Source organism: Pseudomonas sp. FG29 (genome assembly GCF_057809355.1).
In genome coordinates, this window is record NZ_JBMDJU010000005.1 from 219,793 (window position 1) to 232,301 (window position 12,509).

The following is a 12,509-nucleotide window of genomic DNA, read 5'->3' on the forward strand; positions in this document are numbered from 1 at the left end:
ACATGACAGCGAATGCCATTAATTGGCTCGAAATGCTCAGCGAAAAAGCCGCAGAGCAGCGCCTCTCTCACCTGGATCTACTGGTCGATGCAACGGGGGCTGGCTATTCCTTGCACAGCCTCCGAGAACTGCCAGCGCCTCCCGCTCAGGCATTGCTGCTCACAGAGCTGCCGGAAGCCGAACTCGCTGAGCAAGGGCCGGTGTTGCTGCGTTTCGACTGGCATGACCCCACACAGCAGGCCGCGCTCGCGGAGCTGGTCACAGCGTTGCAGCCGGAGCAAAGACTACTGGCATTGTTGAGCCCCTGGCCTTTCGAGCGGTTGACCGCTCACCTTACCTACCACCTTGAGGCCGAATGGAACCAGGGGCGTAGCAGCGGTCTGCTGCGTTTCTATGATCCACGGTTGTTCCTGGCATTCTGCGAGATGCTCGACCCGAAGCAGGCGCGGCTCTTCCATGCTCCTGCCTATGGCTGGTATTGGCTGGATCGTGACCAAGCCTGGGCACAACTGGCGGGCATGCCCGTACCCATCGCGGAAGTCGAGCGTCCTGAGCAGATGCTGCAATTGAACAACCCGCAGGTAGCCATGCTGGTGGCCTGGACAAGTGCAGAGCTGATGCGCCGCGACTATGGCCTGCAACCTCAGGATTACGCCCTGGCCAAACGAGAAAGCCTGATTCGCCATCTGGTACATGGCCAACTCGCTGCAGATCGAGCCGGTTGTGCAGCCGCGCAGCGAGATGAATACATATTCGATTGGCTGGCCAAGAACTCCGCCGTTTCACCGCCGCGCGAGCAGGTGATGGCATGAGCACTGTCCGGGTAGTGCCTGTAATGGCCATATTGATATTGGCGGGCTGCAACTCAAGACCTGAGCGCTTGGGTGCACCTATTGAGGGCTATAACCATACTTCGGCAGGAATTAATTCGTTTCGAGTGAATGGTAATGGAGGCCCTAATATCAGTCTCTATAGCGGTGGTGGCAAACAAAATTGTTGCGTGAGCTTGCCAGTCAAGTGGTATTCAGGACTTACAGTGGTTGTGGAGTGGGAGAAAGATTCTGAGCCTATGGCATACGGAAAGTGGCCTGAGACACCTTTTACTGACGCATGGCGGAAGCGGATGAATGCCCATGAGGCTAGTTACACTCGTCACCGCAAAGTGGTTGAAGTTGCACCATATGATGTGCTTGGGGTAGTTAGTGTGCATTTTCTTCCGTGTAATAAAGTTAAAGTCGCAGCAGGTGCGACAAGGCCTGATCTCCCAGCGCACCCATACAAATATCCGCTAAGAATGGAGGAGCCAAGCAAGTGCTAAAGAGACGAAATCTTCAGCGAGGAATATTGAGCGCTACGTTGTTGCTGGCCAGCCTGCTGCTTGGCGCCTGTGCTGCGGAACAGTCTAAACGGTTGGGAGCGCCTATCGAGGGCTATAACCACACCTCAGCGGCAATTAATAGCTACAGTGTTAATGGAAGTGGAGGCCCAAATCTTAGTCCTTATCATGGAGGTGGTAGCCAAACGTGTTGTGCCAGTTTGCCAGTAAAATGGCAGCCAGGCCTAACAGTGATTGTAGAATGGGAAAAAGATCCTAATGTTGGTGCATCTAGGAACTGGCCTGAACCAATGTTTTCTGACGCATGGCGTAAGAGAATGGCCTTACATAAGGCTGGCTATACTCGTCATCGTGCAGTAGTTGAGGTTGCACCATACGAAGCACTTGGAGTCGTGACTGTACATTTCCTGCCTTGTGATGAAGTGAAAGTAGCAGCAGGAGCGACGCGGCCTAATCTCCCAAATCATCCCTACAAATACCCGCTCAGAATGGAGGAGCCAAGCAAGTGCTAAAGAGACGAAACTTTCAGCGAGGAATATTGAGCGCTACGTTGTTGCTGGCCAGCCTGCTGCTTGGCGCCTGTGCTGCGGAACAGCCTAAACGATTGGGGGCACCTATCGAGGGCTATAACCATACTTCAGCGGCAATTAACCGATTTAGCGTCAATGGTGATGGCGGTTCTAACATTGGGCCGAATAGTGGCGGAGGGCAGACCTGTTGTGCCAGCTTGCCGGTGCAATGGCAACCAGGATTAAAAGTTATCGTGGAGTGGGAGAAAGATCCTACTCCACAAACGTCTCTACCCCCATTGGGGACGGAGGCATATCGTGAAGCATATAAGAGACATGCTGCTAACTATACTCAACATCGAGCGGTAGTTGAGGTTGCGCCATACGAAGAACTAGGTGTGGTAAGTGTGCATTTTCTACCTTGCAACAAAGTTAAAGTTGCGGCAGGTACTACTCGCCCACGATTAGCTAATCATCCCTACAAATACCCGCTCAGAATGGAAGAGCCCAGCCAATGTACGAACCATTAGTATTGACGCCAGGACGGCCTGCTCCACAGAGCTTGCATACTACACCCAAGTTTCCCTCAGAGGGATTGCTGCCTAAAAACTCCGGGGATACCTTCGCCAATTTGCGCAAGCAGAAGGAGGTAGAGAAAGCTGCATGGTGTGATGCCCGCGACGTAGCGACCAAAACTGGCGAGGCCCCACCTAATCCTCCTTGCGTCAAGGCGCTGACCATTAGTCTTTTCTTCGATGGCACTAATAACCACGAGCCATCGGACAGTAGAGCGACACCCCCAACCACAACCAATGTTGCTCGCCTGTATCGTGCAACACTTGATCCTGAAGTCGATTTGCCAGAAGAAAATGCTTGCTATCGTTACTACATGCAAGGTGTAGGTACGGAATTCAAGGAAATAGGTGAGTTCACTCCTCAAGGTTCTGGTTTGACCATGGCCGTTGGTGGAGAGAATCGTATCAACTGGGGCATTACCCGTTTGCTTGATGCAATAGGCCGAGCGTGTCACCAGCCCGCCTTAAAAGATACATATGCATATTCAATGGTAGAGGCCATGGGCATTAGCCTGCTCCAGGAGAGCTTGACGCTGGGCCTGCGAGACGGTAATGCCCGGCGTAAAGCAGCGCTGCAGCCAGAACTGACAAAGCTCGAAGCGGAGTTGGCCAAGCAACGAGAGCAGGGCTCCACGGCTGAGATCAAGGCGATCCGCCTGTTCGTCTATGGGTTCTCTCGTGGTGCGGCACAGGCGCGAACCTTTGCCAACTGGCTGGAGCAACTGACCCGTGTCGAAGACGGTGGTCAGGTTAGCCATCTGTTCGCAGGCCTCCCCATCAGCATCGAGTTCCTTGGTCTGTTCGATACAGTGGCTTCGGTTGGTTTCGCCTATCTGGCGCCTTTTGCTGCCGGGCATATGGGCTGGGCCGATGACACCATGCGTCTGCCGGATTCCACCAGTTTTCTGCGTCGTTGCGTTCACCTGGTTGCAGCCCATGAGCAGCGTGGCTGCTTCCCACTGGACTCTATTCGCCGTAAAGACGACCCGAGCGATGATTTGTCTCCCTCTCGTTATCGAGAGGGCACCTATGAATACATCTACCCCGGCGTGCATTCCGATGTAGGAGGAGGCTACCCACCGGGCGATCAAGGTAAGGCGCGCGAGGGAGGTCATATGGTGCTCTCGCAGATCGCTCTGCATCATATGTACAGCGAAGCGTTCAAGGCGGGAGCGCCTCTTCAAGTACCAGAAGAGGCTATTGATGACGAACAAAGGAAAACCTGTCCATGGATGGTAATGACTCCTGTTGTAAAGAATGGGTTTGATTTTTCAGTCGAGCTTGTTCAGCGCTTCAACGCCTGGCAATCCCAACTCTCGAACGGCCCTCTAGAAGCAGTGATGGCTCGTGAGGCTGAGCTGATAACGGCCTGGCGTATCGACCGTTTCCGTCATGACATCATGTACGACAAACCTTTCTATCAGCATGCGTCGGGTGGCGGTAAGCCGGAGCAAAGCCGCGATATGACCAAAGAGGAGCGTGAGGCCTTTGCCCACCTGCATGAGCTGCAGATGGAAGAGGACGCGGTCGCGCGTGGTGCCCCGCCCAAGCAGCGGCGCTATGCCAGCGATGAGGAGCGCCAGGAAGCCGAGGCCAGGGCTGCCAAGCGCAAAGCCGAGGCGGAGGAAGTGAAAGCAGCCTACGAGAAGCGTACTGGCGGCCCAGTGACGTTCAATACCCACAAGGAGTTCGATCCGCCTCTGGAAAAGCGTCAGCTGCATAATGCCGCGTTGGACTTCAAGCGTGATTACATCCCCGAATGGAACATGCGTGAGGGCGATGGCGAGGGCGAGTGGGAGTTCCAGACGGCTACGGTGGTAAATGCGCTATTCGGTGGTTTGATCTACCTGACCAACGAGCAGGACGAAGCCGGTGAATACGAGCGGATGCGCAAGCTGGGTACCGAAAATTACGCCAAGCTATTCCGCGCTATCGATACTCCCACCAACGAGCAAGCCTCTCAGATCATGGCTCTGTTCGATGATCAAGTGCATGACTCACGCGCTTGGTTCATGAACTCCGCCATCAATGGCCGTGAGGTGTTCAGCGACTATTTCCGCTATCGGGCCGTATTCTTCGACGATGAGTCGAACAAGCGACTGTCACTGCTAGCTCGTGCAGGACAGGTCATCGGCGTGGCCATCGCTTTGGCCAGTATTGGCCTGAGCGTGAAGCGTCGTGATCCACGCTACCTGATTGGTTTAGCGCTGCCGTCATTGGGTATTCCGGTATTGCGTGGCAAGGTCGGTATGCCGGAAATCCAGGCCTTCGACAGCATCACGGGTATCGCACTGCCCATGCTGGAGGGGGTGGACACCATACGCGCCTTTACCAAGGACACTGGCAGTGTCGTGCAATTGGCCAAAGCCTTGCCGCTCCCTGTACCGCTGACCGAGCAAACCGCCGATACACCTGAGCTGAAGACCATCTTCAAAGCTGCCGAAGCGGCGAAAGCTATCAAGGCGGCCAATGATTCGGGAGATATGGGCGGCTTGCTGGGGCAAGCGATGGACATGGTGGGCAAGAGCGATCCCAAGCCAGGGCTGCAATCTCCCGGTTGGCTGGATCAGGCCAAAGGCATGGCCAAGGATCTCACTGGTTAGGAGTAAGGGGCAGCAGCGCATTTCTGCGCTGCTGCCCCTTCCGGTTTACGGCTCTACCGCCTCCAGCGCACTCTTCAGTGCCCCCGCCTCCTTGAACACCTTCTGTTCCACCAACTTCCCATCCTCCAACTGCAGCCACAGCACTTCACCTTCGCCAGCCTGATAACGCGGGGCGATGCGGGCGTCGCGGTCGAGGAGGATGCGGTAGTTGTAGCCACGCATCTTCGGCAGGGCGAAGAGGGTGGCGATGACGCTGGGCATGCGGCTGACGTCGGCGAGGAACACCGCCTGGCGCTCGTCCAGGTAGCCCTTGGGTTTGCCTTCCAGGGCGGCGTTGACCAGCTTGGCGCCGTCCATGTCGCGGGCGACCAGCAGGATTTGGGTCTGATCGTTCAGGGTGTAGGGCGCGTCGAACTGATCCAGCAGCGTCCAGGGCGCCAGGCGGTCGCCGGGCTCCAGGGCCAGTGCAGCGGTGGACAGCAGGCACAGCAACATCAAGAAAACAGCTTTCATGCTGGAACTCCTAGGCTTTGTACGAAAAGTGCCTGCGCTCGGTGATGCTTCGTTAAAAACGGATTCGGAATGCTCATTTACAGCTCGTAAACTTCGCTTCCTCATCCGTTTTTGCCTCGCCTGACCTTCGCTCGACGACTTTTCGTTCAGAGCCGCGCAGGGATGGCAGGGATCAAAGGTCTTCGTCGGTTACCAGGCGTACTTCGCTGGCATCCAGGGCATAGGCGGCGTCGGCCAGGTCATTGCTGATCTTTTCCACCTTGAGTTTGCCGCTGACCCAGATGGGCGCGTAGATGTCGTCGAGGACGATGCCCTTGGGGTAGCGCACCAGCACCAGTTGGTTGGGTGGTGGTGGCGGCACGTGGATGCAGGCGCCGGGGTAGGGCACGAGGAAGAACAGGGTGCTGTTGCCTTTGGCATCGTTTTCCAGCGGCACCGGGTAGCCGCCCAGGCGGATGGCTTTGCCATTCAGTGCGGCGACGGTCTTGGCCGAGTACATCACCGCTGGCAGGTTCTTGTCCTGCTGGCGCAGGCCGCCCTTGCCGTAGAAGGTGCTGTCGCCTTCGGGGCTGTCGTGGCTGATGTCGGGCATTTCCTCGAGAGCCTTGCGGTCGTCGGGGGGCATGAGGTCGAGCCAATCGGTTTCCGGCAGTTCGGCGTGGGCCAGGCCGGAGAGCAGCAGCAGAGCGAACAGCAGGTGGCGCATGGTGTGGGGATCTCGTGGCGGCGGTAAGCGAGAGCCGGCGTACCGGCTCTCGCGCAGAAGGGCGCTTAGCCCTTCTTGATCGCGCCATAGATTACCAGCAGAACGATGGCGCCGATCACCGCGCCGATAAAACCGGCTGCCTGCCCGGCTTGGTAGATGCCCAGTGCCTGGCCACCATAGGTGGCGGCGATGGAGCCGCCGATGCCGAGCAGGATGGTCATGATCCAGCCCATGCTGTCGTCGCCAGGTTTGAGCAGGCGTGCGAGCAGTCCGACGATCAGACCGATAAAGAGGGTGCCGATGATGCCCATGAAATTTTTCCCCGCAAGTGATGGCCGTATCTGCGGCCGGCGCTGCATCGGACACGTCACATGCCTCAAGGGTTCGCGGCGTCCGGTGCGGCTACGCCATGGCGGCGGTAGATCAGGGCGACTTCGCCGTTCTCGCGCATCTGCTCAAGCTCCTTCGCCAGGCGGTCGTACAAGGCCTGGCTGCCGCCTCGGTAGCGCTTGAGCGAGGCGCCGAAATGGTTGCCGAGCACCTGTCGATGGACGTAGTGGGCGTAGACGAAGTCGCGAAAGTCGAGCGCGGCGAACTGCGCCTCCATCGGCTGCTGGTCGAGTATGGCAATGGTATCGAGGCGCCCGGCGCGGAACATCGCGGCCAGTTGTGCGTCATCGCTGGCATAGACGCGATTGAGCTTGCGGTCGCTGTCGAAGGGCTCGAAGTAGGCCGTGCCTCGCTTGACGCCGACGGCCAGCCGATAGAGATCCTCGTAACGGCCGAGGTCGGCTTCATGGCCGGGGTGGACGGCAAAATGGATATCCAGCGCCTGATTACCGATGCTGGGGAGAAAGTGCACGTAGGCCTGGCGTCCCTCGGTCATGAGCACTCTGGGCACCAGATCGATACGGCCCGAGCGCAGGTCGGCGAGGCTGCGCAGGAAGGGCGCTTCGCGCCACAACAGGCGAACACCGAGGCGTTGTGCCGCCGTTTCCAGTACGACGACCAGCGGCCCGCCTGGCGCCCCATCGACGCGGTACATCTCCGGCGGGCGCTCGCGGAAATCCACCCGGAGCGTTTCCTGCGCGAGTGCAGGCAACGCCAGGGTGAGCAGAAGGAGGCAGAAAAGACGCTTCATCGGTCGGGCTCTTGGATGCTGGCCGTCATCCAAGAGCGTAGCTGAGCGGTGGACGGTCAGCGTTTGCCGATCAAGGTTTCGACTTCAGCGATGCGCGCTTTCAGGGTGGCGAGATCGGCGCTGCGCAGGGTGGCGTGGCCGACCTTGCGACCGGCCTTGAAGGCCTTGCCGTAGTGGTGCAGGTGGCAGTCGGCGATGCTGATCACCTTGTCCACCGGCGGCACTTCACCGATGAAGTTGAGCATGGCGCTCTCGCCCAGCTTGGCGGTAGACCCCAACGGCAAGCCGGCGACGGCGCGCAGGTGGTTCTCGAACTGGCTGCACTCGGCGCCCTCAATGGTCCAGTGCCCGGAGTTGTGTACGCGCGGGGCGATCTCGTTGGCCTTGAGGCCGCCGTCCACCTCGAAGAATTCGAAGGCCAGCACGCCGACGTAGTCGAGCTTGTCCAGCACGCGGCCGACGTAATCCTCGGCCAGCGCCTGCAGCGGGTGCTCGGTGCTGGCGATGGACAGGGCGAGGATGCCGCTGTCATGGGTGTTGTGCACCAGCGGGTAGAAGCGGGTTTCGCCATCGCGGGCGCGCACGGCGATCAGCGACACTTCGCCGGTGAAGGGCACGAAGCCTTCGAGGATGCACGGCACGCTGCCCAGCTCGGCGAAGGCGCCGGTGATATCTTCCGGCTTGCGCAGGACTTTCTGGCCCTTGCCGTCGTAGCCCAGGGTGCGGGTCTTCATCACCGCCGGCAGGCCGATGCTGGCCACCGCGGCGTCGAGGTCGGCCTGCGACTGGATATCGGCGAACTCGGGGGTAGGGATACCCAGCTCGCGGAACATGGACTTCTCGAACCAGCGATCACGGGCGATGCGCAGAGCCTCGGCGCTCGGGTAGACCGGTACGAACTGCGAGAGGAAAGCGACGGTTTCCGCCGGCACGCTCTCGAACTCGAAGGTCACCAGATCGACCTCGTCGGCCAACTGGCGCAGGTGATCCTGATCACCATAGTCCGCGCGGATATGCTCGCCGAGCGCCTGGGCGCAGGCGTCTGGCGCCGGGTCGAGGAAGGCGAACTGCATGCCCAGCGGAGTACCCGCCAGGGCCATCATGCGGCCCAATTGGCCGCCACCGATTACACCGATTTTCATCGAATCAGGCCTCGCGCGGGTCCGGGTTGTTCAGCACGGTCTCGGTCTGTTCCTCGCGGAACTGCTTCAGCGCCGCGTGGAACTGCGGGTGCTGGTGGCCAAGGATGCTGGCAGCCAGCAGGGCCGCGTTGACCGCGCCGGCCTTGCCGATGGCCAGGGTGGCGACCGGAACGCCAGCCGGCATCTGCACGATCGACAACAGCGAGTCGACGCCCGAGAGCATGGACGACTGCACCGGCACGCCGAGCACCGGCAGGTGGGTCTTGGCCGCGCACATACCCGGCAGGTGGGCGGCGCCACCGGCACCGGCGATGATCACCTGGATGCCACGGGCTTCTGCCTCTTCGGCGTACTGGAACAGCAGATCCGGGGTGCGGTGGGCGGAAACCACCTTGACCTCGTGGGGGATGCCCAGCTTGTCCAGCATCTCGGCGGTGTGGCTAAGGGTGGACCAATCGGACTTGGAGCCCATGATCACGCCAACCAGTGCGCTCATCGTCGTGCCTCTTTTCTCGGGCGCCTCACGGCGCGTCATAAGTGTGCCCCGCAGGGCGCGTCAAAAACCAACAAGCCACGCGGGCAGGCCAGCGTGGCTTGTGAATGTTCGGGTGGCCGGGCGCTGCCGGCCGAAGGCCGCGCAGTATAACGCAAAGCCACGGCTGGCGGGCACTGCACGTGACCGTTTGTCATGCCAGCGGCAGGCAGGGCGAAAACTGCCGCAAACCTTGCTCTGGAGCAATGTCGGCGAGCGCCAGGCGCGCACACTGGTTTTCCACTCGCATGGAAGAGGAACCGCGCATGAACCAGACCATGAAAGCTGCAGTTGTCCACGCCTTCGGGCAGCCGCTGCGGATCGAGGAGGTGAAAACCCCGCTGCCTGGCCCTGGGCAGATTCTGGTGAAGATCGAGGCGTCTGGCGTATGCCATACCGACCTGCACGCTGCCGAGGGCGACTGGCCGGTGAAGCCGAGCCTGCCGTTCATTCCCGGCCACGAGGGCGTTGGCTATGTAGCGGCGGTCGGCAGTGGCGTGACCCGGGTGAAGGAAGGCGACCGTGTCGGCGTGCCCTGGCTGTACACCGCCTGTGGCTGCTGCGAACACTGCCTGACCGGCTGGGAGACGCTCTGCGAAAGCCAGCAGAACACCGGCTACTCGATCAACGGTGGTTACGCCGAATACGTGCTGGCTGATCCGAACTACGTCGGCATACTGCCGAAATCCGTCGATTTTCTGGAAATCGCCCCGATTCTTTGTGCAGGCGTGACGGTGTACAAAGGCCTCAAGGAAACCCAGGCGCGCCCCGGTCAGTGGGTGGCAATCTCCGGTATTGGCGGCCTCGGTCACGTCGCTGTGCAGTACGCTCGCGCCATGGGCCTGCACGTGATCGCGGTGGATGTCGACGACGCCAAGCTGGAGCTGGCGCGCAAGCTCGGCGCCAGCCTGACCATCAACGCGCGCAAGGAGAACCCGGCCGAGGTGGTGCAGCGCGATATCGGCGGTGCCCACGGCGTGCTGGTCACCGCAGTGTCCAACGCCGCCTTTGGCCAGGCCATCGGCATGGCACGCCGACGCGGCACGGTGGCGCTGGTCGGCCTGCCGCCGGGTGACTTCCCGACGCCGATCTTCGACGTCGTGCTCAAGGCCATCCACATCACCGGCTCCATCGTCGGCACCCGCGCCGATCTGCAGGAGGCGCTGGACTTCGCGGGCGAGGGCCTGGTCAAGGCCACGGTGCACAGCGACAGCCTGGACAACATCAACGGCATCTTCGATCAGATGCGCGGTGGGCAGATCGAGGGGCGAGTGGTGTTGCAGTTTTAAGGAGTGAAGCGCCACGGATAGGCAATTTTCCTACAGGGCGGACGCGGAAGGGCGCACAGATTGCTGCTGGACGGCTGGCTATACTGTGCGCCCTTCATCCGTACAAGGACGTGCTCAATGAAACGTTGCCTTCCGTTCTTCGCCCTTTCCCTGCTGTCCCTCCAGGTCTCGGCCATCGAGCTGGCCAAACACCCGCAAGTATTCGATGCCGGCCAGGGCGTCAGCCTGGCAATCGCGCCTTCGGCTGATGGCAAGCAGGCGCTGGTGCAGGTGCGCGGCGTCAATCACCCGCTCGACGAGGTGGTTTTTCTCACCGACATCCACGAGCTGGGCAATGAGCAGCGCGACTATGGCATTCGCCTCGATGGCCGCGACTACAACCTGCTGAACAAACGCCGCGCCTGGAGCGGTGAGAGCTACCAGCTCAATCTGCCCAATACTCAGGGCTTCGAGCTTAGCTACGACGAAGACAAGACCAAGGCGCTCAAGCCTGCCGATCTGCTCGCGTTGTACGAAAAGCAGGAGAAGGATGGTGTACAGGCCCGCCTCGCCGCCTTCGACCGCAAGAAGCGCGTGGCCGACTACAGCGCCAGCCTGCAGGAAATGGACAGCGAAGCCAGCAAGGTCTGCGGCACCCCGCTGGCGACCCAGGTGGACTGGAGCGCCATCAGCGATGAACAACTGATCGGCCTCAGCGTGCCGAGCTTCTGCGGCGAGGTGGTCAACCAGATGGCCTACCTGTGCGGCAAGGACGACCGCTACAAGGCCCAGGCCAAGACCCTCAAGGGCGTCGACTGCCGCTTCGGCGAAGGCCTGAAGCTGAACGAAAAAGACGGCCGCTTGCAGTTCACCACCCACCCGGATGAAGCCAACCAGGGCGACTTCATCAACGCCATCCTGCGTAACCGCTGACCTGCGGTGGCGGGCTGCTGCCCGCCACCTGCGGCATATTTCTTGCGTTCTTTTCCGCGTCTGCACCCACGGAACGCATCATGCTGCACGCCTCGCTGACCACCCTGCACGTGGTTTCCCTGATCCTGCAACGCTTCGCTGACCATCCCGAGCTGCGCCCGCAATTGCTGGCTGGGAGCGGGATTGGTGCGGCTGACCTGGACAATGCCGATGCGCGCATCACTCGGGTGCAGGAGCTGCAGGTGTGTGCCAATGCCTTGGCCCTGCGTGCCGACCTGGGCCTCGAGTTGGGGCGCAGCTTGCATGTTTCCTCGTATGGGCTGTTGGGTTACGCCGCACTCTCGGCTGCCACCTTTGGTGACGCCTGGCGCCTGCTGTTGCAGTACCCGGCGTTGCTAGGCACCTATTTCCGTCTCGATCTGCAGGTGGAAGGCGAGCTGGCCTGGATCTGCGCCAGCGGCTACCGCGATGCCGAGGCTTTGGAAGTATTCAACGTGGAGATGTGCCTGGCTTCGCTGAAGCTGATCGGCGACGAACTGCTGCGCCAGCCGATGCCGCTGGAGGGTGCCGAGTTCACCTATGCCCAGCCGCGCTATATGAAGCGCTATGCAAAGAGTTTTCCCTGCCCGTTGCGCTTCGAGGCGCAGCGCAATGCCTTCGCCTTTCCCGCCGCACTGTTGGAGCGCCGCCTGCCACTGGCCGATAGCGTCACCCATGGCGACATGGTCGAGCGCTGCCGCCGCCTGAACGCCGAATTCAGCAGTCGCCAGGCCTGGCTGGAGCGGGTGCGCCAGTTGCTCGCTGCGCAGTTGGCCGAGCCGCCGGGGCTGGAGAACCTGGCGCAGCAGATGCACTGCTCGCCGCGTACCCTGCGCCGTCACCTGCAGGAGCTGGGCACCAGCTACCAGGGCCTGCTCGACGAACTGCGCTTCGAGCGCGCCAAGGCGCTGCTCAATGAGGAGCAATGGCCGGTGTACCGCATTGCCGAAGTGCTGGGCTTCAGCGAGACCGCCAGTTTCCGCCATGCCTTCCAGCGCTGGAGCGGCGTGCCGCCGAGTCGCTTTCGTACGTAGCCCGGATGCAATCCGGGAATACCCGGCACCTTTCCCCGGATTGCATCCGGGCTACCGATGATTGATGCGTAGGGTGGATGGTGCTTTATCCATACACCATGGCCGGTGGATGAAAAGAGCGTCATCCACCCTTGTATTTTGTTTTTGCTCAAGTCGCTCTTGAGCACAAGGCACCCGG

14 protein-coding genes are annotated in these 12,509 nt (G+C 60.5%); 8 read left to right on the forward strand and 6 right to left on the reverse strand.

All coding sequences use genetic code 11. The annotated features are described in order from the left end of the window. Positions 1 to 2: 2 nt before the first annotated feature. From tla1 to ACODS1_RS08815, 5 genes are read left to right on the forward strand one after another with little or no spacing between them, the layout of a single operon-like run. Complete coding sequence (gene tla1, locus ACODS1_RS08795; protein ID WP_489085329.1) at positions 3 to 812, forward strand: toxin Tle1 chaperone Tla1; 810 nt, start codon at positions 3 to 5, stop codon at positions 810 to 812. 23 nt (positions 813 to 835) lie between these two features. Further along, on the forward strand, positions 836 to 1,318 hold the full coding sequence (gene tli1a, locus ACODS1_RS08800; protein WP_489085346.1) for a Tli1a family immunity protein: 483 nt from the start codon (positions 836 to 838) through the stop codon (positions 1,316 to 1,318). After that, positions 1,312 to 1,848 carry a Tli1a family immunity protein gene (tli1a, locus tag ACODS1_RS08805; protein WP_489085330.1) on the forward strand — a complete coding sequence of 179 codons (537 nt, stop codon included), beginning with the start codon at positions 1,312 to 1,314 and terminating at the stop codon, positions 1,846 to 1,848. The genes tli1a (ACODS1_RS08800) and tli1a (ACODS1_RS08805) overlap by 7 nt, the downstream gene beginning before the upstream one ends. Next, positions 1,842 to 2,375 carry a Tli1a family immunity protein gene (tli1a, locus tag ACODS1_RS08810; protein WP_489085331.1) on the forward strand — a complete coding sequence of 178 codons (534 nt, stop codon included), beginning with the start codon at positions 1,842 to 1,844 and terminating at the stop codon, positions 2,373 to 2,375. The genes tli1a (ACODS1_RS08805) and tli1a (ACODS1_RS08810) overlap by 7 nt, the downstream gene beginning before the upstream one ends. Next, positions 2,360 to 5,023 (forward strand): T6SS phospholipase effector Tle1-like catalytic domain-containing protein, encoded by a 2,664-nt coding sequence (locus ACODS1_RS08815; RefSeq protein WP_489085332.1) that lies wholly within the window; start codon positions 2,360 to 2,362, stop codon positions 5,021 to 5,023. Before tli1a (ACODS1_RS08810) ends, ACODS1_RS08815 begins: the two co-directional genes overlap by 16 nt. A gap of 45 nt (positions 5,024 to 5,068) precedes the next feature. On the opposite strand, the gene ACODS1_RS08820 is transcribed toward ACODS1_RS08815, so the two are convergent. From ACODS1_RS08820 to purE, 6 genes are all read right to left on the reverse strand, one after another. Continuing rightward, positions 5,069 to 5,536 (reverse strand): FAD/FMN-containing dehydrogenase, encoded by a 468-nt coding sequence (locus tag ACODS1_RS08820; protein ID WP_489085333.1) that lies wholly within the window; start codon positions 5,534 to 5,536, stop codon positions 5,069 to 5,071. Between the two features lie 172 nt (positions 5,537 to 5,708). Further along, positions 5,709 to 6,242, reverse strand: a complete 534-nt coding sequence (locus ACODS1_RS08825; protein WP_489085334.1) for a DUF3299 domain-containing protein — start codon at positions 6,240 to 6,242, stop codon at positions 5,709 to 5,711. A 65-nt stretch (positions 6,243 to 6,307) separates the two neighbouring features. Next, positions 6,308 to 6,553 carry a GlsB/YeaQ/YmgE family stress response membrane protein gene (locus tag ACODS1_RS08830; protein ID WP_322979885.1) on the reverse strand — a complete coding sequence of 82 codons (246 nt, stop codon included), beginning with the start codon at positions 6,551 to 6,553 and terminating at the stop codon, positions 6,308 to 6,310. A 65-nt stretch (positions 6,554 to 6,618) separates the two neighbouring features. After that, complete coding sequence (locus ACODS1_RS08835; protein WP_489085335.1) at positions 6,619 to 7,383, reverse strand: substrate-binding periplasmic protein; 765 nt, start codon at positions 7,381 to 7,383, stop codon at positions 6,619 to 6,621. A 56-nt stretch (positions 7,384 to 7,439) separates the two neighbouring features. Further along, positions 7,440 to 8,525, reverse strand: a complete 1,086-nt coding sequence (locus ACODS1_RS08840) for a 5-(carboxyamino)imidazole ribonucleotide synthase (RefSeq protein WP_489085336.1) — start codon at positions 8,523 to 8,525, stop codon at positions 7,440 to 7,442. Between the two features lie 4 nt (positions 8,526 to 8,529). After that, positions 8,530 to 9,021, reverse strand: coding sequence for a 5-(carboxyamino)imidazole ribonucleotide mutase (gene purE, locus ACODS1_RS08845; protein WP_179623333.1), 492 nt, complete (start codon positions 9,019 to 9,021; stop codon positions 8,530 to 8,532). A gap of 302 nt (positions 9,022 to 9,323) precedes the next feature. Between purE and adhP the strand changes: the two genes are divergently transcribed. From adhP to ACODS1_RS08860, 3 genes are all read left to right on the forward strand, one after another. After that, entirely contained in the window at positions 9,324 to 10,346 is a 1,023-nt protein-coding gene (gene adhP / locus ACODS1_RS08850) for an alcohol dehydrogenase AdhP (protein ID WP_489085337.1), read from the forward strand. 117 nt (positions 10,347 to 10,463) lie between these two features. Further along, a complete protein-coding gene (locus ACODS1_RS08855; protein ID WP_489085338.1) occupies positions 10,464 to 11,258 on the forward strand; it encodes a hypothetical protein in 795 nt (264 codons plus the stop codon). 80 nt (positions 11,259 to 11,338) lie between these two features. Then, positions 11,339 to 12,331 carry an AraC family transcriptional regulator gene (locus tag ACODS1_RS08860; protein ID WP_489085339.1) on the forward strand — a complete coding sequence of 331 codons (993 nt, stop codon included), beginning with the start codon at positions 11,339 to 11,341 and terminating at the stop codon, positions 12,329 to 12,331. Positions 12,332 to 12,509 lie beyond the last annotated feature (178 nt).